Source organism: Micromonospora sp. NPDC047812, from assembly GCF_040704175.1.
In the GTDB taxonomy this organism is placed as follows: Bacteria; Actinomycetota; Actinomycetes; order Mycobacteriales; family Micromonosporaceae; genus Micromonospora.
In genome coordinates, this window is record NZ_JBEYRY010000003.1 from 552,609 (window position 1) to 576,918 (window position 24,310).

Consider the following 24,310-nt stretch of genomic DNA (forward strand, 5'->3'; position numbering starts at 1 on the left):
GGCCCGCGCGCCGACGCCTGGCCGGGTGGCGCGGCCGGCCGGGCAGTCACTCGGCCAGGACGGCCAGGATCTGCTCGCCGTACTTCGCGAGCTTGTTCTCGCCGACGCCGCTGACCGCGGACAGCTCGGCCAGCGACGTGGGCGCGTCGGTGGCGATCTGCCGCAGCGTGGCGTCGTGGAAGACCACGTACGCCGGGACGCCCTGCTCCTTGGCGGTGGCTCCCCGCCAGGCCCGCAACCGCTCGAAGACCCCGGCGGCGGTGGGGGAGAGTTCGGCGACGACGGTGGCCGCCCCGCGCGGCTTGGCCGCCCGCGAGGAGGCGACCTTCTCCGGCTCGCGGCGCATCATGACCGTGCGGCGACGGCCCAGCACCTCGGCGCTGGCCTCGGTGAGGGCCAGCGTGCCGTAGTCGCCCTCGACGGCCAGCAGGCCCTCGGCCAGCAGCTGCCGCACCACGCCGCGCCACTCGGCCTCGCGCAGCTCGGTGCCGATGCCGAAGACGGTCAGCGAGTCGTGGCCGTACTGGGTGACCTTGTCGGTCGTGCGGCCGAGCAGGATGTCGACGCAGTGCCCCGCGCCGAAGCGCTGGTTGCGTTCCCGGTCGAGCCGGAAGACCGTGGAGAGCAGCTTCTGCGCCGCGACGGTGCCGTCCCAGGACTCCGGCGGGCTGAGGCAGGTGTCGCAGTTGCCGCAGGCGGCGGCCGCCTTCTCGCCGAAGTAGTCGAGCAGTTGGCCGCGCCGGCAGCGGACCGTCTCGCAGAGGGCGAGCATCGCGTCGAGGTGGGCGGCGAGGTTGCGCCGGTGGGCGAGGTCCCCGTCGGAAGTCTCGATCATCTTGCGCTGCTGCACCACGTCCTGGAGCCCGTACGCCAGCCAGGCGGTCGACGGCAGCCCGTCGCGCCCGGCGCGACCGGTCTCCTGGTAGTAGCCCTCGACCGACTTCGGCAGGTCCAGGTGGGCGACGAAGCGGACGTCGGGCTTGTCGATGCCCATGCCGAACGCGATGGTCGCCACCATCACCAGGCCGTCCTCGCGCAGGAAGCGCTGCTGGTTGCGCGCGCGGGTCGCCGCGTCCAGGCCGGCGTGGTAGGGCAGCGCGGCGACGCCGTTGGCGGTGAGGAACTCCGCCGTCTTCTCCACCGAGGCGCGCGACAGGCAGTAGACGATGCCCGCGTCGCCGGGGTGCTCGTCGCGCAGCAGGCTCAGCAGCTGCTTGCGCGGCTCGCGCTTGGGCACGATCCGGTACTGGATGTTGGGCCGGTCGAAGCTGGCCACGAAGTGCCGGGCGTCGGTGAGCTTGAGCCGGGTCGCGATCTCGTCGCGGGTCGCGCTGGTCGCGGTGGCGGTGAGCGCGATGCGGGGCACGTCGGGCCAGCGCTCGTGCAGCATCGACAGGGCGAGGTAGTCGGGGCGGAAGTCGTGCCCCCACTGCGACACGCAGTGCGCCTCGTCGATGGCGAACAGGGCGATCCGGCCCCGGTCGAGCAGCTGCTGCACCCCGCGGGTGCCCAACGCCTCCGGGGCGAGGTAGAGCAGGTCCAGCTCGCCGCCGACGAAGGCCCGTTCCACCACCCGGCGGGCGTCGAGATCCTGGGTCGAGTTGAGGAAGCCGGCCCGGACGCCGACCGCCGTCAGCGCGTCGACCTGGTCCTGCATGAGCGCGATCAGCGGGGAGACGACCACCGCCACGCCGTCGCGGACCAGCGCGGGGATCTGGTAGCACAGCGACTTGCCGCCGCCGGTCGGCATCAGCACCAGCGCGTCGCCGCCGGCCACCACGTGGTCGATCACCTCCTGCTGGAAGCCGCGGAAGGCGTCGTAGCCGAAGACCCGGCGCAGCACCTCCAGGGCGTCGGCGGAGCGCAGGTCGGTGGGGGAAGCCATCCGGGGATTCTACGAACCTCCTCCGACAGCCGGCGGACCCGAGCGGGCGGGTCGCGCCGGGGGACGATCCGGCGGTACGGCGACCGGGGCGAGGACGGGACGCCCGCCGCCCGCCGGTGCCGCCGGAGGCGGGCGCCACCCCGGTCGCCGACCGGGTGCCCCGCGGACCAGCCGGGGGCCGCGCCGGGCGGTCGCCGCCACGGCGGCCCGGGACGTGCCGGCAACGTGCGGGGGGTGCGGGATAGAGTCGCTGATTGACCACGCGCGGCCGGGGGTGCCGGCCGTGGCGCCACGGCTTGGGGGTAGTGGGTGAGCGAGGCGCGTACGGCCGAGGAACGGGGCACGACAGTGACCGGGCAGCAGACACCGGCGGAGTCGGACACGACCCTGGTGGTGGTCACCGGGCTCTCCGGCGGCGGCCGCAGCACGGTGGCGAGGGCGCTGGAGAACGTCGGGTTCTACGTGGTGGACAACCTGCCGCAGGCGCTCATGCTCGACATGGCCGAGCTGGCGTTCAAGGCGGGCGGGGCGGCCCGGCGTACGGCGATGGTGCTGGACGTGCGCTCGCGCGCCTTCTCCACCGACCTGGCGGGGGCGATCCGGGAGCTGAAGGAGCGCGGCTTCTCGCCCCGGGTGGTCTTCGTCGACGCCGACGACGAGGTGCTGATCCGGCGCTTCGAGAGCGTCCGGCGCTCGCATCCGTTGCAGGGCGACGGGCGGCTCGCCGACGGCATCGCCGTCGAGCGCGGCCTGCTGGAGGAGGCCCGCGACCAGGCCGACGTGATCATCGACACCAGCCATCTGAACGTCAACCAGCTGCGCCGCCGCGTCGAGGAGCTCTTCGGGGGCGAGGACGCCCGCCGGCTGCGCGTCACCGTGCTCTCCTTCGGCTTCAAGTACGGCCTGCCGCCGGACGCCGACTTCGTGCTCGACGCCCGGTTCCTGCCCAACCCGTACTGGGTGCCGGAGCTGCGCGAGCACACCGGCCGGGAGGAGGCGGTCAGCTCGTATGTGCTGGGGCAGGAGGGCGCGGACGCCTTCGTCGGGTCGTACGCCGACCTGGTCAACGCCACCACCGTCGGCTTCGAGCGGGAGGGCAAGCGCTACCTGACCGTGGCGGTCGGCTGCACCGGCGGCAAGCACCGCAGCGTGGCCATCGCCGAGGAGCTGGCCGCCCGGCTGCGCCACTCCGGCCTGGCCGCCAACGCCCAGCACCGCGACCTGGGGCGCGAGTGACGGCGACGCGCGTGGTCGCCTTCGGCGGCGGGCACGGCCTGTCCGCCTCGCTGCGTGCCCTGCGCCGCTGCGCCCCCGAGCTGGACCTCGACATCACGGCGGTCGTCACCGTCGGCGACGACGGCGGCTCCAGCGGCCGGCTGCGGGCCGAGCGGGGCGGCCTGCCCCCGGGCGACCTGCGGCAGGCGCTGGTCGCGCTGGCGGGGGACCACCCGGCCACCCGGCGCAGTGCCAAGCTCTTCCAGCACCGCTTCGCCGAGGTGCCGCCGCCCGCCGACGGCCCGGCTCCCGCCGGGGACCTGTCGGCGGGACGCCTTCCGGTCTCCGGTACCGGACGGGCCCCTTCCGGCCCGCAGCCGGCCGGGGTCGCCGGAGGGACGGCCGGCGGGGTCGCCGGAGGACGGGCGGGTGCCGGTGCGGCCGGGCGGGCGGGTGACGGCGCCGGCGGGCTGGCCGGGCACGCGGTGGGCAACCTGGTGCTCTGCGGGCTGATGGAGCTGCTCGGCGACCCGGTGGCCGCCCTGGAACACGCCGGCGCGATGCTCGGCTCGGTCGGCCGGGTGCTGCCGATGTCGTGCGAGCCGGTGGGGATCGAGGCGCGGGTACGCGGCGCCGACCCGCGCCGGCCGGACGAGGTGCGCACGATCACGGGCCAGCACCAGGTCGCGGTGACCACCGGCCGGGTGGAGTCGTTGCGGCTCACCCCGGCCGCGCCGGAGGCCTGCCCGCAGGCGGTCGCCGCGATCGGCGCGGCCGACTGGCTGATCTTCGGGCCGGGCAGCTGGTACACGAGCGTGCTGCCGCACCTGCTGGTGCCGCAGCTCGCCGCCGCGATCGTCGCCAGCCCGGCGCGGCGGCTCGTCACGCTGAACCTCGCCGCCGAGAAGGAGACCTCCGGGCTCTCCCAGGCCGACCACCTGGCCGCGCTGCGCGCGTACCTGCCGGAGCTGAGGGTCGACCGTGTGGTCGCCGATTCCAAGGCGGCGGGTGACCCCGAACCGGTCGAACGTGCGGCAGAATCGCTGGGTGCCCGCCTGGTCCTCGCTCCCGTCGCGGTCACCGACGGCACTCCCCGTCATGATCCGGCCGCCCTGGGCGCCGCACTGGTGCCTGTCCTGGGCGCCGATCGTTAGACACGTACGTAATCTCCGGCGACACGCCGGAACAGGTCCGTGAGGGGACGCACAATGGCGATGACGGCTGCGGTCAAGGACGAGCTGAGTCGGGTCGACGTGCCCAAGCCCTGCTGCCGGAGGGCGGAGATGGCGGCGCTGCTGCGCTTCGCCGGCGGGCTGCACATCGTCTCCGGTCGGGTCGTGGTGGAGGCCGAACTCGACACGGGGGCGGTGGCCCGACGGCTGCGACGGGAGATCGCGGAGGTCTACGGCTATCCGAGTGAGATCCACGTGCTCGCGTCCGGTGGCCTGCGCAAGGGCAGCCACTTCATCGTGCGGGTGGTCAAGGACGGTGAGGCCCTCGCGCGGCAGACCGGGCTGCTCGACGTGCGGGGACGCCCGGTGCGGGGGCTGCCGCCGCACGTCGTCGCCGCGAACGTCTGCTGCGCGGTGTCGGCCTGGCGCGGCGCGTTCATGGCGCACGGCTCGCTGACCGAGCCGGGCCGCTCCAGCGCGCTGGAGATCACCTGCCCCGGCCCGGAGTCCGCGCTGGCCCTGGTGGGCGCGGCCCGCCGGATCGGCATCACCGCCAAGAACCGTGAGGTGCGCGGCGTGGACCGGGTGGTGGTCAAGGACGGCGACGCGATCGCCGCGCTGCTCACCCGGATCGGCGCCCACTCCAGCGTGCTGGCCTGGGAGGAGCGGCGGGTGCGCCGCGAGGTGCGGGCCACGGCGAACCGGCTGGCCAACTTCGACGACGCCAACCTGCGCCGCTCGGCGCGGGCCGCGGTCGCCGCCGCCGCCCGGGTGACCCGGGCGCTGGAGATCCTCGCCGAGGACGCGCCCAACCACCTCACCTCCGCCGGCCGGCTGCGCCTGGAGCACCGGCAGGCCTCGTTGGAGGAGCTGGGCGCGCTGGCCGACCCGCCGTTGACCAAGGACGCCATCGCCGGCCGGATCCGCCGGCTGCTGGCGCTGGCCGACAAGCGGGCCCGGGACCTGGGCATCCCGGATACGGAAGCAGCCGTCACGCCCGACATGCTCGTGGTCTGATAGGACGGTGCGGGTCGGCGGTGCCGGTGGGACCACCACCCGGCGCTGCACTGCGTCGCACGCTCGGATAAGGTCGCTGCGTACGGCAAGGGGGCCGGCACAGGCACTCCTCGCCGTGCACACCGCCTCGGGCGGTCAGGTCCTTCGAGACCGCGGCGGGGTGGCCGAGATGAACCGTCAACGGCCGGCTCCAACGGTCGGCGCACACACCTCCGCCGGCCCGGGTCTTACGCCGGCGGACCAGAACGCAAGGAGATGGGACCTGTGACCATCCGGGTTGGCATCAACGGCTTCGGCCGGATCGGCCGCAACTTCTTCCGGGCAGTGCTGGCATCCGGCGCTGACGTCGAGGTCGTGGCGGTCAACGACCTGACCGACAACGCGACGCTCGCCCACCTGCTCAAGTACGACAGCATCCTGGGCCGCCTGCCGCACGAGGTGAAGGCCACCGCCGACGAGATCACCGTGGGCGGCAAGACCATCAAGGCGTTCGCCGAGAAGGACCCGGCGAAGCTGCCGTGGGGCGAGGTCGGCGCGGACGTGGTCATCGAGTCCACCGGCTTCTTCACCGACGCCACCAAGGCGAAGGCGCACGTCGACGGCGGGGCCAAGAAGGTCATCATCTCCGCCCCGGCGAAGAACGAGGACGTCACGGTCGTCATGGGCGTCAACCACGACCAGTACGACCCGGCCAAGCACACCATCATCTCGAACGCCTCCTGCACCACCAACTGCCTCGCGCCCATGGCGAAGGTCCTGCACGACACGTTCGGCATCCAGCACGGCCTGATGACGACGATCCACGCGTACACCCAGGACCAGAACCTCCAGGACGCGCCGCACAAGGACCTGCGTCGGGCCCGCGCCGCCGCGCTGAACATCGTGCCGACCTCGACCGGCGCGGCGAAGGCGATCGGCCTGGTGCTGCCGGAGCTGAAGGGCAAGCTGGACGGCTACGCGCTGCGGGTGCCGATCCCGACCGGCTCGGCCACCGACCTCACGGTCGACGTCAACCGTGAGACCACGGTGGACGAGGTCAACGCCGCGCTGAAGGCCGCCGCCGACGGCCCGCTCAAGGGCATCCTGGTCTACAACGAGGACCCGATCGTCTCCTCGGACATCGTCACCGACCCGGCGTCGTGCATCTTCGACGCGCCGCTGACCAAGGTCGTCGGCAACCAGGTCAAGGTCGTCGGCTGGTACGACAACGAGTGGGGCTACTCGAACCGCCTGGTCGACCTGGTCAAGCTGGTCGGCCAGTCCCTGTGAGTGCGAGGAGTGAGCCTGCGAGCCCCGCAGTCACGAACGGAGGCCTGGCCTAAGTGAGCATCCGTACCCTCGACGACCTGCTCGCCGAGGGGGTGTCGGGTCGGCGCGTGCTGGTGCGCGCCGACCTGAACGTCCCGCTCGACAAGCAGTCCGGTGACATCACCGATGACGGCCGCATCCGGGCCGTGCTGCCCACGCTGAGCGCGCTCACCGGAGCCGGCGCCAAGGTGGTCGTCTGCTCGCACCTGGGCCGCCCGAAGGGCGCCCCGGACCCGCAGTTCAGCCTCAACCCGGTCGCCGGGCGCCTCGGTGAGCTGCTCGGCGCGCGGGTGCACTTCGCCACCGACACCGTGGGCGAGTCCGCCCGCTCCACCGTGGACGCGCTCGCCGACGGCGAGGTCGCGCTGCTGGAGAACCTGCGCTTCAACGCCGGTGAGACCAGCAAGGACGACGCCGAGCGGGGCGCCTTCGCCGACCAGCTCGCCGCGTTCGGCGACGCCTACGTCGACGACGCGTTCGGCGCGGTGCACCGCAAGCACGCCAGCGTGCACGACGTGCCGGCCCGGCTGCCGCACGTCGCCGGCCGGCTGGTGCTGCGCGAGGTGGAGGTCCTGTCCCGGCTGACCGGCGAGCCGGAGCGCCCGTACGTGGTGGTGCTCGGCGGCTCGAAGGTCTCCGACAAGCTGGCGGTGATCGAGGCGCTGCTGCCGTCGGTCGACCGGCTGCTCATCGGCGGCGGCATGTGCTTCACCTTCCTCAAGGCGCAGGGCCACGAGGTGGGCTCCTCGCTGCTGGAGGAGGAGATGGTCGAGACCTGCCGCAACCTGTTGGAGCGCTCCGAGGGCAAGATCATGCTCCCGGTCGACGTGGTGGCCGCGGACGCGTTCGCCCCGGACGCCGCGCACGACACCGTGCCGGCCGACGGCATCCCCAGCAAGCGGGTCGGGCTCGACATCGGGCCGGAGACGGTCGCCGGGTTCGCCGCCGCCCTCAAGGGCGCGCGGACGATCTTCTGGAACGGCCCGATGGGCGTGTTCGAGATGCCGGCGTTCGCCCACGGCACCCGCGGGATCGCCGAGACGATCGCGAAGACCGACGCGTTCACCGTCGTCGGTGGCGGTGACTCCGCCGCCGCCGTACGGGCGCTCGGGCTGGACGAGTCGTCCTTCGGGCACATCTCCACCGGCGGTGGCGCCTCCCTGGAATACCTGGAGGGCAAGACCCTCCCCGGCATCGCGGCCCTGGAGAACTGATGGCGAGCGTCACCCGCCGGCCCCTGATGGCCGGCAACTGGAAGATGAACTGCAACCACCTCGAGGCCAACCTGCTGGTGCAGAAGCTGGCGGCCAGCCTCACCGAGAAGCAGCTCACCGACGTCGAGACGGTGGTCCTGCCGCCGTTCACCGACCTGCGTACGGTGCAGACCGCCGTCGACGGCGACAAGCTGCTCATCGGCTACGGCGCGCAGGACCTCTCGCCGCACGCGTCGGGGGCCTACACCGGGGACATCTCCGGCCCGATGCTGGCGAAGCTCGGCTGCACCTACGTGGTGATCGGGCACTCGGAGCGACGGGCCTACCACCACGAGGACGACGCGATCGTCAACGCCAAGGTGCAGGCGGCGCTGACCCACGGGCTCACCCCGATCCTCTGCGTGGGGGAGGGGCTGGACGTGCGGGACAAGGGCACCCACGTGGCGCACTGCAGCGACCAGCTCGACGGCGCCCTGAAAGGGCTCACCGCCGAGCAGGTGCAGAAGGTCGTGGTGGCGTACGAGCCGGTCTGGGCGATCGGCACGGGCAAGACGGCCACCCCGGAGGACGCCCAGGAGGTGTGCGGCGCGGTCCGTCAGCGCCTGGCCGAGTCCTTCGGTCAGGACACCGCCGACAAGGTCCGGGTCCTCTACGGCGGGTCGGTCAAGTCCTCGAACGTCGCGGCGATCATGGCCCAGCCGGACGTCGACGGGGCGCTCGTGGGCGGCGCGAGCCTGGACGCCGAGGAGTTCGCGAAGATCTGCCGGTTCCCGGAGCACATCTCCCGCTGATCGCTCGCTATCCTTGACTCCGCCCGTCCGTCGGTCGGTGCCACCGTGCCCGATCTGCCCGGGCGAGGATCGTAACGAGAGGACTGACCCCAGCCATGCCGATCTGGTTCGCATACACGTTGATCGTGTTGCTGGTCATCACGAGCATCCTGCTGACGATGCTGATCCTGCTGCACCGCGGTAAGGGCGGCGGTCTGTCGAGCATGTTCGGCGGTGGCGTCAGCTCCAGCCTCGCCGGTTCCTCCGTGGCGGAGAAGAACCTCGACCGCTACACCGTCCTGGTGGGCATCGTCTGGTTCGCCTGCATCGTCGGGCTGGGGCTCTGGCTCCGCCTCCAGATGGCCAGCGGCACGGTCTGAGCCCGCCAAGTCGTACAATCTGCGCGCGGCCCGTCGACGACGGGCCGCGCGCAGTTCGTTCCACCCGCTGCACCGCGTCGCCCGCCGCCCCCTCCGCGGCGGTTCCCCTCCGACGACAGGAGCGAGCAGCCGTGCCCATCGGCAACGTCATCCCGGGCACCCGGGTCGGATCCGCGCCCGAACGCCACCAGCCGGCCCCGTGCCGGACGGTCACCTACTGGTGCCGCAACGACCACCGCAACGAGATCCGGCTCGCCGCCGAGGTCGAGGTGCCGGAGTTGTGGGACTGCCCGCGTTGCGGCCTTCCCGCCGGCCGGGACGCGCAGAACCCGCCGGGCCGCGCCCGGCCCGAGCCCTACAAGACCCACCTGGCGTACGTGAAGGAGCGGCGCACCGCGGCGGAGGGGGAGGCCATCCTGGCCGAGGCCCTCGCCGACCTGCGCCGCCGGCGTGGCCGTCCCGCCGGTTAGGCGGCGTTCCCGCCCACGGCGGACAGCAAGGGGCCCCTCGTCGACGGTCGCCGTCGACGAGGGGCCCCTGTCACGTCAGCGCAGACTGCGCAGGCGGGCCGGGACGTCGGCCGCCGCCGCCCGGTCCAGCAGCCAGAGGGTACGACCGGTGCCCTGCACGCCGGCCGCCGGCAGTTGCACCGGCCCCGCCCCGGCCAGCGCCATGCCGACCGCCCGGGCCTTGTCGGACCCGCTGGCCACCAGCCAGACCTCCTCGGCCGTGTTGATCGTCGGAAGGGTCAGCGTGGTCCGCACCGGCGGGGGCTTCGGGCTGCCCCGCACCGCGCTGACCGGCCGGCTGTCGTGGTGCACCGGATGCTCGGGGAAGACCGAGGCGACGTGCCCGTCCTCGCCGACGCCCAGCATCAGCACGTCGAAGTGGGGGAGCGCGGCGTGCCCCGGACGCGCCGAGCGGGCCAGCTCCTCGGCGTAGCGGGCCGCCGCCTCCTCCGGGTCGGGCCCGGCCGGACCGTCGGAGGCCGGCATCGGGTGGACCCGGGCCGGGTCGAGCGGCACCGCGTCCAGCAGCGTGGCCCGGGCCTGGGTCTCGTTGCGCTCCGGGTCGCCGGCGGGCAGGAACCGCTCGTCGCCCCACCAGACGTCGACCCGGGACCAGTCCACGGCGTCCCGGGCCGGCAGCGCGGCCACCGCCCGGTGCACCGCCGCGGCGATCCGCCCGCCGGTCAGCACCACCGACGCCTGGCCCCGCTCGGCCTGCGCGTCGAGCAGCTTGACCACCAACCGGGCGGCCACCGCCTGGGCCAGCAGGTCGGCGTCGGCGTGGACGGCGACACTCGCCTCACTCATCTGTGTGCCTTCGTTTCTCCGGCCGCCGCGTGGCCGGTCCTCCGTGGTGCCCCGGACAGTCGGGCGCTCAGTGCTCGGCGCTCGTTCCCACGTGCGCGGTGACCCCCGCCTCGGCCCGCTGGGCCGTGGCCGGGTCCTTCCAGACGTGCACCCGCTGCGGCGGGCGCTGGTCGAGGTCGGCCAGCCCGGCCGCCGTGCCCAGCGCCTCCGCGTACACCTGGTCGGCGTCGAGCCGGCGCAGCTCCTCGGCCAGTTCGTCGCCCAGCGGCCGGCGGACGAGCGGCAGCTGCCGGTCCTCCTGGCCGGTACGCCGGAACGTCGCCACGCTGTCGTCCCGGGACAGCGTCAGCGTGTCGCCGTTGGCGCAGCGCAGCTGCACCTCCCGCATCCGGGGCGACGCGTCGGTGTGCTCCCACACCGGCTCGATGCCCAGCCGCGCGGCCAGCCAGCCCTGCATCAGGGCGGCGGTCGGGTCGGTCGGCGGGGCCACCACGGTCGCCTCGGTCACCCTGGCCTGGGTGGTGTCGAACGCCCCCGCCACGAGCGTGCGCCAAGGGGTGATCCGGGTCCACGCCAGGTCCGTGTCGCCGGGAGCGTAGTCCCGGGCCCGCTGGCGCAGCGCCTCGATCGGGTCGGCGGCCTGCGCGCAGTCGGTGATCCGCCGGTCGGCCACCACGCCGAGGAAGTCCGTGGCGATCTCGGCCGGCGGCTCGCCGTGCCACCACGTCACGACCGGCACGTCCGGCACCAGCAGCGGCATCACCACCGATTCGGCGTGCAGGGCCAGCCGCCCGTACATCCGGGTGACCACCGCCTCGCACGGGCCGAGCCGGCCGCCGACGACGATCTCCGCGTCCAGCCGGTTGCGTTCGCGCTCCACGTCGGTGCGGACCACCACCAGCAGCCGGCAGGGGTGGGCGGCGGCGGCTATGGTCGCCGCCGCCTCCGCCTCGCGGACCCGCTTCTCATCCACCACCACGATCAGGGTGAGCGCCATGCCGCTGGCCACCCCGCCGGCGCTGCGCCGCTCGGCGGCCAGCGCCTTGACCACCTCGTTGCCGGTGGTGTCCCACAGGCCGATCAATGGAGCCTCCTGGTCTGCTCGCTGCGGCTGCTCACGGCACCTGCCTTCGTTCGCGACTGCGGGGCTCGCAGAACCGGCTCACTCCTCGCGTTCACGCCCGCCGCCATGCCCGGCCCTCGCGGGCCAGCATCTCGTCGGCGGCCCGGGGGCCCCACTCGCCGGCCCGGTACGGCTCCGGTCTGGTGCCCGCCCACGCGTGCTCCAGCGGGTCCACCACCTGCCAGCTCTGCTCGACCTCGGCGGCGTCCGGGAAGAGGGTGCGGTCGCCGATCAGCACGTCCAGCACGAGCCGCTCGTACGCCTCGGGGCTGGCCTCGGTGAACGCCTCGCCGTACTGGAAGTCCATCGCGATGTCGCGGACCTCCATCGTGGTGCCGGGCACCTTGGAGCCGAACTTGAGCACGACGCCCTCGTCCGGCTGCACCCGGATCACGAGCTGGTTGTTGCCCAGCGACTCCATGTCGGCTTCGTTGAACGGCAGGTGCGGCGCCCGCTTGAACATGATGGCGACCTCGGTGACCCGCCGCGGCAGCCGCTTGCCGGCCCGGATGTAGAACGGCACCTCCGCCCAGCGGCGGTTCTGGATGCCGAGCCGGACGGCCACGTAGGTCTCCGTGGTCGAGTCCTCCGGGACGCCCTCCTCCTCCAGGTACCCGACCGCACGCTGGCCGCCCACCCAGCCGGGCAGGTACTGGCCGCGTACGGTGCCCTCGGCCACGTCCTTCGGCAGGGTGATCGCCCGGAGCACCTTGAGCTTCTCCGTGCGGATCTCGTCGGCGTCGAAGCTCGTCGGCTCCTCCATCGCCACCAGCGCCAACAGCTGGAGCAGGTGGTTCTGGAACACGTCACGGGCCGCGCCGGCCGAGTCGTAGAAGCCGGCGCGGGTGCCGATGCCGACGTCCTCGGCCATGGTGATCTGCACCGAGTCGACGTACTTGGAGTTCCACAGCGGCTCGAACAGGTTGTTGGCGAACCGCAGGGCGAGGATGTTCTGGACGGTCTCCTTGCCCAGGTAGTGGTCGATGCGGAAGACGTCCTTGCGGGTGAAGACGTCGTCGACCAGGTCGTTGAGCGCCTTCGCCGAGGGCAGGTCGTGCCCGAAGGGCTTCTCCACCACCACCCGGCGCCAGCCGCCAGACTTGGCGTTGTCGGCCATCCCGGTGCGGGCCAGCTGCTTGAGGACCACGGGGAACGCCGCCGGGGGGATGGAGAAGTAGAAGGCGGCGTTGCCCGGGATCCCGTGCGTCTGGCGCAGCTCGTCCAGCATCTCGGAGAGGTGGTCGAACGCGGCGTCGTCGTCGAACGAGCCGCCGACGAACTTGATGTTGCCCACCAGCCGCGCCCACACCTCCTCCCGCCAGGGGGTGCGGGCGTGCTTCTTGGCGGCCTCGTGGGCGAGCGACTCGAAGTCCCCGTCGCCCCAGTCCCGGCGGGCGAAGCCGAGCACGGCGAAGCCCGGGGGCAGCAGCCCCCGGTTCGCCAGGTCGTACACGGCCGGCAGGAGCTTCTTGCGGGCCAGGTCACCGGTGACGCCGAAGATCACCAGAGCGCACGGCTCCGGGATCCTCGGCAGCCGGCGGTCCTGCGGGTCGCGCAGCGGGTTCACGCCGCCTCCTCGCTCCGCGTCATCCATGGTCCCCATCGTCACGCCCGCAACGCCCCGGCCACATCGAGCAGCTGGGCCACGCCCGCCGACCGGTCGGTCAGGTGCAGCCGGACCAGCGGGCGCTTCCGCTCGGCCAGGGCCTGCCGGTCGCCGGCGGCCTGCGCCGCCTGCAACTCCCCGAAGGTGTACGGCCGGCCCGGCACCGGCAGGTCGTCGGCGACCGCGCCGGTGAGCTGGAGGTAGCTGCCGACCTGCGGGCCGCCCTTGTGGTACTGGCCGGTGGAGTGCAGGAACCGCGGCCCCCAACCGAAGGTGACCGGCCGTCCGGCGGCACCGGCCAGCAGCGGCCGCAGCCCGGCCGCGTCGGCGTCGGCGAACCGGTCGAGGTACGCCATCACCGCGAGGTAGCCGTCGTCGCCCGTCGCGTCGACCAGCTGGCGGAGCACGCCGGCCAGGTCGCCCGGGGCGCCCTGCGGCGCGTACACCTCGATCGCGCCCTCGGTGAACGACGGCGTCTCCGTCGGCGGACCGGAGGCGAGGATCCGGTTCGTGTTCTCCTTGGACTCGGTGACGTTGGGCTGGTTGAACGGGTCGATGCCGAGCACCACGCCGGCGATCGCGGTGGCGTACTCCCAGGCGAGGAACTGCGCGCCGAGCGGGCCGTTGACGGCCACGTCGGCGTCGGCGCCGCCGCCGGGGACCGCGCCGGCGGGCAGCGCGCCGCCGTAGGTCACGGTGAGCACGTCGTCGCCGGTGGCGCCGGGGCTCTGCGGCGACTCCACGACGACCGGCAGGATGCCGACCCCGGCCTTGCCGGTGGACTCGGCGATCAGCTGCTCGGCCCAGTCGCCGAGGCCCTCGATGCCGGTGCCGTCGGAGATCAGGGCGACCTTGTCCCGGCCCATGGTGGCCGCCGCGCCGAGCGCCGCGCCGAGCGCCAGGCCCGGGTTGTCGCGGTCCCCGCCCAGCGACCGCGCCAGCTCGTCGGCCTCGTCGAGCAGCTCGGCCACCTCGACGCCGGCCAGCGCCGACGGGACCAGCCCGAACGCGGTCAGCGCCGAGTAGCGGCCGCCCACGTTCGGGTCGGCGAGCACGGTGAAGGCGCCCATCTCGGCGGCGGTGGCCTCCAGCGGCGAGCCGGGGTCGGTGACGACGACGAAGTGCCGGCCGGCCTCCGCCTCGGTCATCCCCGCGTCGAGGAACGCCTGCCAGTACGCCCGGCGGTGGCTGTCGGTCTCGACGGTCGAACCGGACTTGCTGGCCACCACGACCACGGTGCGCTCCAGCCGGTCGGCCAGCGCCGCCCGGACCTGCCCCGGGTCGGTCGTGTCGAGCACCGTGAGCTGCTTGCCGAGGGTACGGGCGATGACCTCGGGGGCCAGCGACGAGCCGCCCATCCCGGCGAGCACCACGTGGTCCAGGTCGGCCAGCTCCGCCTTCAGCTCGGCCAGCTGGGGCAGCAGCTCCCGGCTGCGCAGGTGGGTGTCCACCCAGCCGAGGCGGATCTTCGCCTCGGCCTCGGCGTCCGGACCCCACAGGGTCGGGTCCTTCGCGGCCAGCTTGCCCGGGGTGCCGGCGCTCACCAGCGCGTCCCGGGTGGAGGCGGGGGCCGACCTGTCGACCGCGTCGGCCCCGTGCACGGAGAGCCCGGCGGCGGCCTCGACCGCCCCGGCGAGCAGATCACTCACGCCGCCACCTCGCTCCGCTCGGCGGCGGCGCGAGGCGCCGCACTGCTGAGCCTGATGGTTCGCTCGCTACGCTCGCTCACGCGTTTCCTCCCGCCTGCTGCGCGGCCTGCGCGTTGTCCTTCGCGGCGTCGCCCGGGTGGCCTGCGCCCCGGCCCGCGGCCGACAGCGACTTGCGGACGCCGTCGAGCAGTTCCTGCCAGCTCGTCTCGAACTTCTCCACGCCCTCGCGCTCCAGGGTCTCGATGACGTCGGCCATGTCGATCCCGACCGACTCCAGGTCCGCGAAGACCTTGCGGGCCTCGTCGTACGAACCGGTGATGGTGTCGCCGCGGGTCTCGCCGTGGTCGGCGTACGCGTGCACGACCGGCTCCGGCATGGTGTTGACCGTGCCGGGGGCGATCAGCTCCTCCACGTAGATGACGTCCCGGTAGTCCGGGTTCTTGGTCGAGGTGGAGGCCCACAGCGGCCGCTGCGGGTGGGCGCCGGCGTCGGCGAGGGCCTGCCAGCGGTCCGAGGAGAACACCTCGCCGTAGCGCTCGTACGCCAGCTTGGCGTTGGCGACGGCGGCCTTGCCGCGCAGCGCCTTGGCATCGTCGGAGCCGAGCTTCTGCAGTCGCTTGTCGACCTCGCTGTCGACGCGGGAGACGAAGAACGACGCGACCGACCCGATCTTCGACAGGTCGTGCCCGTTCGCCTTCGCCTGCTCCAGGCCGGCCAGGAACGCCTCCATCACCTGCGAGTAGCGGTCCAGCCCGAAGATCAGGGTGACGTTGACGCTGATCCCCTCCGCCAGGGTGGCGGTGATCGCCGGCAGCCCGGCCTCGGTGGCCGGGATCTTGATGAAGAGGTTCGGCCGGTCGACGAGCCACCACAGCGCCTTGGCCTCGGCGACGGTCTTGTCGGTCTCGTGGGCCAGCCGGGGGTCCACCTCGATGGAGACCCGGCCGTCGACCCCGGCGCTGCCCTCGTACGACGGGCGCATCACGTCGCACGCCCACCGCACGTCGTAGGTGGTGAGCATCCGCACGGCCTCCTCGACCTCCACCCCACGGGTGGCGAGGTCGCGCAGCTGCCAGTCGTACTCGTCGGCGTCGCTCAGCGCCTTGGCGAAGATCGTCGGGTTGGTGGTCACCCCGGCCACGTGCTTCTCCCGGCGGAGCTGGTCCAGCCCGCCGGAGGACAGCCGTACCCGGGAAAGGTCGTCGAGCCAGACCGCCACGCCTGCGGCGGTGAGTTCACTCAGCCTGTCCGTCATACCGTCCACGCTCCCCTCAGTTGCCGGTGGTGAAACCGGTGATGTCACCCATCCGGGTCAGCGCCGCGTGCGCGGCGGCCACGATCCGGTCGGGCGTGAAGCCGAACTGCTCGAAGAGCACGGAGTGCGGCGCGCTCGCGCCGTAGTGCTCCAGGCTGACGCTCTCGCCGCAGTCGCCGACGATGCCGTGCCAGGACATGCTGATGCCCGCCTCCACGCTCACCCGTGCCTTTACCCCGCGCGGCAGCACCGACTCCCGGTACGCCTCGTCCTGCTCGAAGAACCACTCCTGGCAGGGCATCGAGACGACCCGGGTCGGGGTGCCGTCGGCCTCCAGCCGGTCGCGGGCGGTCAGGCAGAGCTGCACCTCGGAGCCGGTGCCGATGAGGATCACCTGCGGCTTGCCGTTGGACGCCTCGGCCAGCACGTAGCCGCCCTTCGCCACGCCCTCGGCGCCGGCCAGGGCCGACCGGTCCAGCGTCGGCAGCGCCTGCCGGCTCAGCGCGAGCGCGGTCGGCCGGTCGGTGTGCTCCAGGGCCTGCCGCCAGGCCCAGGCCGTCTCGTTGGCGTCGGCCGGCCGGACCACGTCCAGGCCGGGGATGGCGCGCAGCGCGCTCAGGTGCTCCACCGGCTGGTGCGTGGGGCCGTCCTCGCCGAGGCCGATCGAGTCGTGCGTCCAGACGTAGACCACCGGCAGCTTCATCAGCGCGGCGAGCCGCACCGACGGGCGCATGTAGTCGCTGAAGACCAGGAAGGTGCCGCCGTACGGGCGGGTGCCACCGTGCAGGGCGATGCCGTTGAGGATCGCGCCCATGGCGTGCTCGCGGATGCCGAAGTGCAGCGTGCGGCCGTACTCGTGGCCGGGGAAGTCCTTGGTGGCGTGGACGGCCGGGACGAACGACGGCTCGCCCTTCATGGTGGTGTTGTTGCTCTCCGCCAGGTCGGCCGAGCCGCCCCACAGCTCCGGCAGCACTCCGGCGAGCGCCTCCAGGACCTTGCCGGAGGCGGCCCGGGTGGCGATGCCCTTGGCGTCGGCCGGGAACTCCGGCAGCGCCTCGGTCCAGCCGCTCGGCAGGATCCGCCCGGCCATCCGGTCGTAGAGGGCGTGGCGCTCCGGGTTGGCCTTCGCCCAGCCGTCGAACGCCGTGGTCCACTCCTGCTGGGCCCGGGCGCCGCGCTCCATCACCGTGCGGGCGTGCCCGAGCACCTCCTCGTCGACCTCGAACGTCCGCGCCGGGTCGAAGCCGAGGAGCTGCTTGGTGGCGGCCACCTCGTCGGCGCCCAGCGCCGAACCGTGGATCTTGCCGGTGTTCTTCTTGTTGGGCGCGGGCCAGCCGATGATGGTACGCAGCGCGATGAAGGAGGGGCGGCCGGTCTCGGCCTTCGCCGCCAGCAGCGCCCGGTGCAGGGCCTCGACGTCCTCGTGGTAGTCGCCCTGGTCGGCGTCGCCGGCGCGCCAGTCGACGGTCTGCACGTGCCAGCCGTACGCCTCGTAGCGGGCCGCGACGTCCTCGCTCTTGGCGATCCGGGTGTCGTCCTCGATGGAGATCTCGTTGTCGTCGTAGATCACCGTGAGGTTGCCGAGCTGCTGGTGCCCGGCGAGCGCGCTGGCCTCGTGGCTGATGCCCTCCTCGATGTCGCCGTCGGAGACGATGCACCAGATGTCGTGGTCGAAGACCGACCGGCCCGGCTCGGCCTCCGGGTCGAACAGGCCGCGCTCGCGGCGGGCGGCCATCGCCATGCCGACCGCGTTGCCGAGGCCCTGCCCGAGCGGCCCGGTGGTGGTCTCCACGCCGGGGGTGTGCCCGTGCTCGGGGTGCCCCGGGGTCAGCGAGCCCCACTGCCGCAGCGACTCCAGGTCCTGCAGGGCCAGCGGGTAGCCGGAGAGGAAGAGCTGGATGTAGAGGGTGAGGCTGGAGTGGCCCGCGGAGAGCACGAAGCGGTCCCGGCCGGGCCAGTTCGGGTCGGCCGGGTTGTGCCGCATGACCCGGTTGAAGAGCAGGTAGGCCGCGGGCGCGAGGCTCATCGCGGTGCCCGGGTGGCCGTTGCCGGATTTCTCCACGGCGTCCATGGCCAGCACGCGGACGGTGTCGACGGCCCGGCGGTCGAGGTCGGACCAGTTGAGTGCGGGGTGCTCGGGTCGGTTGGCAGCCACGATGGTTGTGCTCCTCGGCAGATGGGCGGAACCCTCAGTGATGACCCTATCGAGCGGTCCTAAACGTCCGCCCAGGGATCTCTGCATGCCGGTCTGTACTGGTCCGCGCGGGTCGCGGTCCCGCCACGACGGTGTGACGGCCCGCACCGTTGTCGGGTCGCCCGGGCAGCCAAAACGACGACGCGTAGTCTGTGGTGCGGCGTGTGGCCCCAGTCGGGTCCGGCCGATCCGACCTCCCCTGCCGACGCCGGAAGGTGGCAATCCGTGAGCATGATCACCGAGCGCCCCGTCAGCAACTCTGCCGGGCAGCCGGTGCGGACTGCGGCGGAGGGGTCGGCGGTGGCCCGCCGGGACGTCCGCGCGGTGGTCGCGGCCTACGTGACGCTGACCAAGCCGCGGATCGTGGAGCTGCTCCTCGTCACCACGGTGCCCGCGATGATGCTCGCGGACGGCGGCCTGCCGTCGCTCTGGCTGGTGGCGGTGGTGCTGGTCGGCGGATCGCTCGCCGCGGGCGCGGCCAGCGTCATCAACTGCTACATCGACCGGGACATCGACCAGCTGATGCGGCGCACCAAGCGTCGCCCGCTGCCGGCGCACACCGTGACGCCGCGTAACGCGTTGATCTTCGGGCTGGTGCTGGCGGCGGTGTCGGTCGCGATGATGGCGGCGTTCACCAACCTGCTGGCCGCCGGGCTCACGCTGGCCGCGATCGTCTACTACGACGTCGTCTACACCCTCTGGCTGAAGCGGACCACGACGGCCAACACGTTCTGGGGCGGGGCCTGCGGGGCGGCGCCGGTGCTGATCGGCTGGGCGGCGGTGACCGGGACGCTCGCCCCGGCCGCGTGGGCGCTGTTCGCGGTGGTCTTCTTCTGGCAGATGCCGCACTTCTACCCGCTGGCGATGAAGTACAAGGACGACTACGCCCGGGCCGGCATCCCGATGCTGCCGGTGGTGGCCTCCACGCGGCGGGTCAACGCCGAGATCATCGGCTTCGCCTGGCTGACCGTGGCGTCCTCGCTGGCCGTGTGGCCGCTGGGGATGAGCCTCATCTACGGCGTGCCCGCCGTGGTGGTCGGCGCCATCTTCGTGGTGGAGGCGCACAAGCTCGCCCGGCGGGTGGCGCGGGGGCAGGCCGTCAAGCCGATGCGGCTGTTCCACTGGTCGACGACCTACCTGACCATCCTCTTCGCCGCCGTCGCGCTCGACGCGCTGATCTGACCGGGCGGCGCCCGCCGATCCGGACGGGCCGCCGCGTCGAGCCGGTCCCTGCCTGCGCCTCCACCCGGTCCGCGCGGCCGGAGGCCGTACCGGAAAATCATCATGGTGTATGGCTTGTCCGGGTTTCTTGTCACATCGGTGACGCCGTCGGTATGGGTCCGGAACCACTCGGATGCCCCGGGCCGGCCCGGATTGGGGCGGAGTTTTGAAGGGATAAGTCCGGACAAGGCCGGGCATATCGCCTGTGCTTCTCCTTAAACCTGCGGGTAATTGGCATCACAAAAGGTTCATGGTTCTCGCCCGCCCGGGTGGAAGTCTGCTTACGCTTCCCGTCATGGCAGAAGGTTCCGATACGACGCTGACGGCCGAGCAGACCCCCGGGCAGGCCCCGCAGGGCCTGGTCGCGGGCATCAAGTCGTTCGCCGCCGGTCACGGCGGGGCGAAGGCGGTCATCGAGTACGTCGGCAAGCGTGGCGCGCGCATCGTCCTCGTGGGCGAGGACGGGGTGTGGGGCGACCAGTTCGCCGACGACACCGTCGTGGCGCGGCAGGCCTGCGCGAAGGCGGGAGTCACCGTCGAGAACGCCTGGGAGCGTGAACTGATGGACCAGATGCGTCCGAGCAACGACCTCTGGCGGTCGATGGCCCGGCGCACGATGGCCCGTTGACATAACTTGACCGATCACCACCAGCCGACCCGGGGGGAACCCCGGGTCGCTCTCGTCACCTGTGCCGAACTGCCCGACCTCGACCCCGACGACCGGCTGCTGCTCGAACCGCTGGCGCGTCGCGGCGTGACCGCCGAGGCGCTGGACTGGGCCGACCCTTCCGCCGACTGGCCGGCGTACGACCTGGCGGTGCTCCGCTCGCCGTGGGACTACGTGCTGCGCCGCGACGAGTTCCTCGCCTGGGCGTCGCGGGTGCCCGCCCTGGCCAACCCGGCCGACGTGGTGCGCTGGAACACCGACAAGCGGTACCTGGCCGAGCTGTCCGCGGCCGGGGTGCCCACCGTGCCGACGTCCTGGGTCGCGCCGGGGGAGAGCTGGCGACCACCGGCCGCCCGCGGCGAGTACGTCGTGAAGCCGGCCGTCGGCGCGGGCAGCCGGGACACCGGCCGCTACGACCTGGCCGATCCGCAGCACCGGGAACTGGCCGTGGCGCACGTGCGGCGGTTGTCGGACGCGGGCCGGCTGGCCATGGTGCAGCCGTACCTCGACGCGGTCGACACGGCCGGCGAGACGGCGCTGATGTTCCTGGCCGGGTCGGACGGCCCGGCGTTCAGCCACGCCGTGCGCAAGGGCCCGATGCTGACCGGCCCGGATCTCGGCGTCGACGGGCTGTACCGGCCCGAGGAGATCACCGCCCGCACCGCCACCCCGGAACAGCTGGCGGTGGCGACCAGGGCCCTCGCGGCGGTGCCCGGTGGGCCGGGACGGCTGCTCTACGCCCGGGTGGACCTGATCCCGGGCCCGGACGGCGCGCCGGTCCTGGTGGAGCTGGAGCTCACCGAGCCGTCGCTGTTCCTCGGCCACGCCGATGGCGCCGCCGACCGCCTGGCCGACGCGATCCTGACCCTGCTGGGCCGCGCCGCCGGCTGACCGGCCCCCGGGCCGCCGACGTCCGGGGGGTCGGGGCCGCGCCGCCGGACCGGCGGGACGACGGCGGCTGCGGTTCCCGGGGCTCCCGTGGCGGACGGGTTCCCGCGCTGGGGCGGGGAGGGGCGCGGTCAGGCGGCGACCGGGACGGCCCGGTCGGCGGCGTCCGGGGCCGGGGTCGGCCCGACCGGGCGGCGCTCGCGGGTGGACCACTGCACCGAGAGGGTGGCCAGCAGCACCAGGCAGGACCCCAGCATGTGCGCGCCCACCAGCAGCGCCGGCAGGTTCGTGAAGTACTGCACGAAGCCGATCACGCCCTGGCCCAGTTCGACCGCGACCAGCACCACGGCGGCCCGCGCCGCGCGCTGCGCGCCGACCGCGCGGAAGGCGAAGACCAGCGCCACGGACAGGCCGATCAGCAGGAAGACGCTGTCGGCGTGCACCTGGGAGATCGTCTCCGGGTCGAGCCCGTTGCGGGCGGCGCCGTGGTCGCCCGCGTGCGGACCGCTGCCGGTCACCCAGGTGCCGATCACCAGCACGGTCGCGCTGACCACGGTGGTGAGCGTGGCCAGGGTCCGCAGCGGGGCCGGCACGACGGCCACCGCCGGGCCCGCCGGGTCCTTGATCCGCTGCCACAGCGCGTACGCGGCGGCGATCACCAGCATCGAGGCGAGGAAGTGCAGGCCGACCACCCACGGGTTGAGGTCGGTGAGCACGGTGATGCCGCCGACGACCGCCTGGGCCGGGATGCCGAAGAGCACGGCGACCGCGAGCGGGATCAGCTCCCGGCGCCGGGGGCGGTGCAGCAGCACGGCCACCAGCACCGCCAGCGCGATGACGCCGACCGCGAAGGTGAGCAGGCGGTTGCCGAACTCGATCGCCCCGTTGATGCCCATCTCGGCGGTCGCCACGTACGAGTCGTCGGTGCACCGGGGCCACGTGGGGCAGCCGAGGCCGGACGCGGTGAGCCGGACGGCCCCGCCGGTGACGACGATGCCCACGTTCGCGATGATCGAGGCGAGCGCGAGACGGCGCAGCAGTGTGGTGGAGACCGGGAACCGGACGGGTCGCTTCACGGCGCAAATCCTACGCATCGTAGTGGAGCGCGATCGGGTGACTCCGTCCGTGCGGTGGTTCGGATCACCGGGGCCCGGGTTTGCGGGCCCCGGACGAATTACGTAACGTTGGCGTTGTGAAAAACGCGGCGGAGCTCTCCGGGCACCAGCCGGCGGTCGCTCCGACCGCCGGTCAGCCCGCGTCCGTCGCGGACCTCTCCACCCGTGACCGGGTCACCCAGCTGCTGCTGGAGCGGGGCGCGACCACCGCCGCGCAGCTCGGCTCGGCCCTCGGGCTCAGCCCGGCCGCGATCCGCCGGCACCTCGACGCGATGCTCGCCGACGGCGACGTCGTCGCCCGCGAGCAGACCGTCCGGGGCCACCGCGGCCGGGGCCGCCCGGCGAAGGTGTTCGTGCTGACCGACGCGGCCCGGGTGCGTTGCGGCACCCACCACTACGACAACATGGCCACCGCCGCGCTGCGCTGGATCGCCCGCAACGGCGGCGCCGCGGCGGTCGAGGCGTTCGCGACCGACCAGGTCGCCGCGCTGGAGAGCCGCTGCCGGGCCGCCATGGAGGACGCCGGCGACGACCCGCTCGCGCGGGCCGAGGCACTCGCCGGAGCGCTGACCGCCGAGGGTTACGCTGCGAACGCGTCCACGATCGCCACCGGCGGCCAGCTCTGTCAGCACCACTGCCCGGTGGCGCACGTGGCCGCCGAGTTCCCCCAGCTGTGCGAGGCCGAGACCGCGGTGATCTCCCGCCTGGTCGGCACCCACGTGCAGCGCCTGGCCACCATCGCGCACGGCGACGGAGTGTGCACCACGCACATTCCCACCCAGCCGGGGCGTGCCCGTTCCGGTAAGACCGTCACCACTGTGAGGACAGATAGATGACCGAGCAGATCGTCCAGCCCCTGACGCAGGAAGAGCAGCTCGCCGCCCTGGGTCGCTACGAGTACGGCTGGTCCGACCCCGACGTCGCCGGGGCGGTCGCCCAGCGCGGCCTCAACGAGGCGGTGGTGCGGGACATCTCGGCCAAGAAGAACGAGCCGGCCTGGATGCTCGACCTGCGGCTCAAGGGCCTGCGGCTGTTCGGCCGCAAGCCGATGCCGGCCTGGGGCGCCGACCTCACCGGGATCGACTTCGACAACATCAAGTACTTCGTGCGGTCCACGGAGAAGCAGGCCACCAGCTGGGAGGACCTGCCCGAGGACATCAAGAACACCTACGACCGGCTGGGCATCCCCGAGGCGGAGAAGCAGCGGCTGGTCGCCGGTGTCGCGGCGCAGTACGAGTCCGAGGTCGTCTACCACAAGATCCGCGAGGACCTCGAGGAGCAGGGCGTCGTCTTCCTCGACACCGACACCGCGCTGCGCGAGCACGAGGACGTCTTCAAGGAGTACTTCGGCACGGTGATCCCGGTCGGCGACAACAAGTTCGCCGCGCTGAACACCTCCGTGTGGTCCGGCGGCTCGTTCATCTACGTGCCGAAGGGCGTGCACGTGGAGATCCCGCTGCAGGCCTACTTCCGGATCAACACGGAGAACATGGGCCAGTTCGAGCGGACGCTGATCATCGTCGACGAGGGCGCGTACGTGCACTACGTCGAGGGCTGCACCGCGCCGCTGTACTCCTCCGACTCGCTGCACAGCGCGGTCGTGGAGATCATCGTCAAGAAGAACGCCCGGTGCCGCTACACGACCATCCAGAACTGGTCGAACAACGTCTACAACCTGGTCACCAAGCGTGCCGTCTGCCACGAGGGCGCGACCATGGAGTGGGTCGACGGCAACATCGGCTCCAAGGTCACCATGAAGTACCCGGCGGTCTACATGACCGGCGAGCACGCCAAGGGCGAGGTGCTCTCGGTGGCCATGGCCGGCGAGGGGCAGCACCAGGACGCGGGCGCCAAGATGGTGCACGCCGCGCCGCACACCTCCTCGACCATCATCTCGAAGTCGATCGCCCGCGGCGGCGGCCGCACGTCGTACCGGGGCCTGGTGCAGGTGCTGGAGGGCTCGCACAGCAGCCGGAGCACGGTCAAGTGCGACGCGCTGCTGGTCGACACCATCTCCCGCTCGGACACCTACCCGTACGTCGACATCCGCGAGGACGACGTGTCGATGGGGCACGAGGCGACCGTCTCCAAGATCAGTGACGACCAGCTCTTCTACCTGATGAGCCGGGGCCTGAGCGAGGACGAGGCGATGGCGATGATCGTTCGCGGCTTCATCGAGCCGATCGCCAAGGAGCTCCCGATGGAGTACGCCCTGGAACTCAACCGCCTGATCGAGCTCCAGATGGAGGGCGCGGTCGGCTGACGCCGGCCCGGCCCAGTTCAGGACACCGTCGTCGCAGAACAGACCAAGGAAG

21 protein-coding genes are annotated in these 24,310 nt (G+C 72.8%); 13 read left to right on the forward strand and 8 right to left on the reverse strand.

Going from position 1 to position 24,310, the window contains the following annotated elements:
- Positions 1-46 precede the first annotated feature (46 nt).
- A complete protein-coding gene (gene recQ, locus AB0883_RS17575) occupies positions 47-1,885 on the reverse strand; it encodes a DNA helicase RecQ (protein ID WP_366642171.1) in 1,839 nt (612 codons plus the stop codon).
- 348 nt (positions 1,886-2,233) lie between these two features.
- On the opposite strand from recQ, the gene rapZ reads away from it, so the two are divergent.
- The 8 genes from rapZ to AB0883_RS17615 all read left to right on the forward strand — a co-directional run bounded on the left by rapZ (position 2,234) and on the right by AB0883_RS17615 (position 9,431).
- Positions 2,234-3,121, forward strand: coding sequence for an RNase adapter RapZ (gene rapZ / locus AB0883_RS17580; protein ID WP_151453375.1), 888 nt, complete (start codon positions 2,234-2,236; stop codon positions 3,119-3,121).
- Entirely contained in the window at positions 3,118-4,254 is a 1,137-nt protein-coding gene (locus tag AB0883_RS17585; RefSeq protein WP_366642172.1) for a 2-phospho-L-lactate transferase CofD family protein, read from the forward strand. The genes rapZ and AB0883_RS17585 overlap by 4 nt, the downstream gene beginning before the upstream one ends.
- Before the next feature lie 54 nt (positions 4,255-4,308).
- On the forward strand, positions 4,309-5,289 hold the full coding sequence (whiA, locus tag AB0883_RS17590) for a DNA-binding protein WhiA (protein WP_088999356.1): 981 nt from the start codon (positions 4,309-4,311) through the stop codon (positions 5,287-5,289).
- Between the two features lie 264 nt (positions 5,290-5,553).
- On the forward strand, positions 5,554-6,558 hold the full coding sequence (gene gap / locus AB0883_RS17595; RefSeq protein WP_366642173.1) for a type I glyceraldehyde-3-phosphate dehydrogenase: 1,005 nt from the start codon (positions 5,554-5,556) through the stop codon (positions 6,556-6,558).
- 53 nt (positions 6,559-6,611) lie between these two features.
- Entirely contained in the window at positions 6,612-7,811 is a 1,200-nt protein-coding gene (locus tag AB0883_RS17600; protein WP_366642174.1) for a phosphoglycerate kinase, read from the forward strand.
- Entirely contained in the window at positions 7,811-8,602 is a 792-nt protein-coding gene (gene tpiA, locus AB0883_RS17605; protein ID WP_366642175.1) for a triose-phosphate isomerase, read from the forward strand. The genes AB0883_RS17600 and tpiA overlap by 1 nt, the downstream gene beginning before the upstream one ends.
- Positions 8,603-8,697: 95 nt before the next feature.
- Complete coding sequence (gene secG / locus AB0883_RS17610; RefSeq protein WP_121400676.1) at positions 8,698-8,961, forward strand: preprotein translocase subunit SecG; 264 nt, start codon at positions 8,698-8,700, stop codon at positions 8,959-8,961.
- 131 nt (positions 8,962-9,092) lie between these two features.
- Positions 9,093-9,431: an RNA polymerase-binding protein RbpA gene (locus AB0883_RS17615; protein ID WP_366642176.1), complete on the forward strand. Its 339-nt coding sequence runs from the start codon at positions 9,093-9,095 to the stop codon at positions 9,429-9,431.
- A gap of 75 nt (positions 9,432-9,506) precedes the next feature.
- On the opposite strand, the gene pgl is transcribed toward AB0883_RS17615, so the two are convergent.
- The 6 genes from pgl to tkt all read right to left on the reverse strand — a co-directional run bounded on the left by pgl (position 9,507) and on the right by tkt (position 18,065).
- Entirely contained in the window at positions 9,507-10,277 is a 771-nt protein-coding gene (pgl, locus tag AB0883_RS17620; protein WP_366642177.1) for a 6-phosphogluconolactonase, read from the reverse strand.
- Positions 10,278-10,344: 67 nt separating this feature from the next.
- Positions 10,345-11,361 carry a glucose-6-phosphate dehydrogenase assembly protein OpcA gene (locus AB0883_RS17625; RefSeq protein ID WP_366642178.1) on the reverse strand — a complete coding sequence of 339 codons (1,017 nt, stop codon included), beginning with the start codon at positions 11,359-11,361 and terminating at the stop codon, positions 10,345-10,347.
- Positions 11,362-11,452: 91 nt separating this feature from the next.
- The gene (gene zwf, locus AB0883_RS17630; RefSeq protein ID WP_366642179.1) at positions 11,453-13,003 is read right to left on the reverse strand and encodes a glucose-6-phosphate dehydrogenase; all 1,551 of its coding nucleotides are present in this window, start codon (positions 13,001-13,003) and stop codon (positions 11,453-11,455) included.
- A gap of 2 nt (positions 13,004-13,005) precedes the next feature.
- Positions 13,006-14,655 (reverse strand): glucose-6-phosphate isomerase, encoded by a 1,650-nt coding sequence (locus tag AB0883_RS17635; RefSeq protein ID WP_366642180.1) that lies wholly within the window; start codon positions 14,653-14,655, stop codon positions 13,006-13,008.
- A 76-nt stretch (positions 14,656-14,731) separates the two neighbouring features.
- Complete coding sequence (tal, locus tag AB0883_RS17640) at positions 14,732-15,910, reverse strand: transaldolase (RefSeq protein ID WP_366642181.1); 1,179 nt, start codon at positions 15,908-15,910, stop codon at positions 14,732-14,734.
- A 16-nt stretch (positions 15,911-15,926) separates the two neighbouring features.
- On the reverse strand, positions 15,927-18,065 hold the full coding sequence (gene tkt, locus AB0883_RS17645) for a transketolase (protein ID WP_366642182.1): 2,139 nt from the start codon (positions 18,063-18,065) through the stop codon (positions 15,927-15,929).
- 264 nt (positions 18,066-18,329) lie between these two features.
- On the opposite strand from tkt, the gene AB0883_RS17650 reads away from it, so the two are divergent.
- The 3 genes from AB0883_RS17650 (at position 18,330) to AB0883_RS17660 (ending at position 20,883) form a co-directional block, all read left to right on the forward strand.
- The gene (locus AB0883_RS17650) at positions 18,330-19,286 is read left to right on the forward strand and encodes a heme o synthase (RefSeq protein ID WP_366642183.1); all 957 of its coding nucleotides are present in this window, start codon (positions 18,330-18,332) and stop codon (positions 19,284-19,286) included.
- 334 nt (positions 19,287-19,620) lie between these two features.
- On the forward strand, positions 19,621-19,953 hold the full coding sequence (locus AB0883_RS17655; RefSeq protein WP_366642184.1) for a hypothetical protein: 333 nt from the start codon (positions 19,621-19,623) through the stop codon (positions 19,951-19,953).
- Positions 19,954-19,959: 6 nt separating this feature from the next.
- Complete coding sequence (locus AB0883_RS17660; protein ID WP_366642186.1) at positions 19,960-20,883, forward strand: hypothetical protein; 924 nt, start codon at positions 19,960-19,962, stop codon at positions 20,881-20,883.
- Between the two features lie 128 nt (positions 20,884-21,011).
- Here AB0883_RS17660 and AB0883_RS17665 read toward each other — a convergent pair whose 3' ends face one another.
- The gene (locus tag AB0883_RS17665) at positions 21,012-21,974 is read right to left on the reverse strand and encodes a COX15/CtaA family protein (RefSeq protein ID WP_366642187.1); all 963 of its coding nucleotides are present in this window, start codon (positions 21,972-21,974) and stop codon (positions 21,012-21,014) included.
- A 98-nt stretch (positions 21,975-22,072) separates the two neighbouring features.
- On the opposite strand from AB0883_RS17665, the gene AB0883_RS17670 reads away from it, so the two are divergent.
- Together AB0883_RS17670 and sufB are read left to right on the forward strand one after the other, a co-directional pair.
- A complete protein-coding gene (locus AB0883_RS17670; RefSeq protein WP_366642188.1) occupies positions 22,073-22,831 on the forward strand; it encodes an HTH domain-containing protein in 759 nt (252 codons plus the stop codon).
- Complete coding sequence (gene sufB / locus AB0883_RS17675; RefSeq protein WP_366642189.1) at positions 22,828-24,258, forward strand: Fe-S cluster assembly protein SufB; 1,431 nt, start codon at positions 22,828-22,830, stop codon at positions 24,256-24,258. The genes AB0883_RS17670 and sufB overlap by 4 nt, the downstream gene beginning before the upstream one ends.
- The last annotated feature ends 52 nt before the right edge of the window (positions 24,259-24,310 follow it).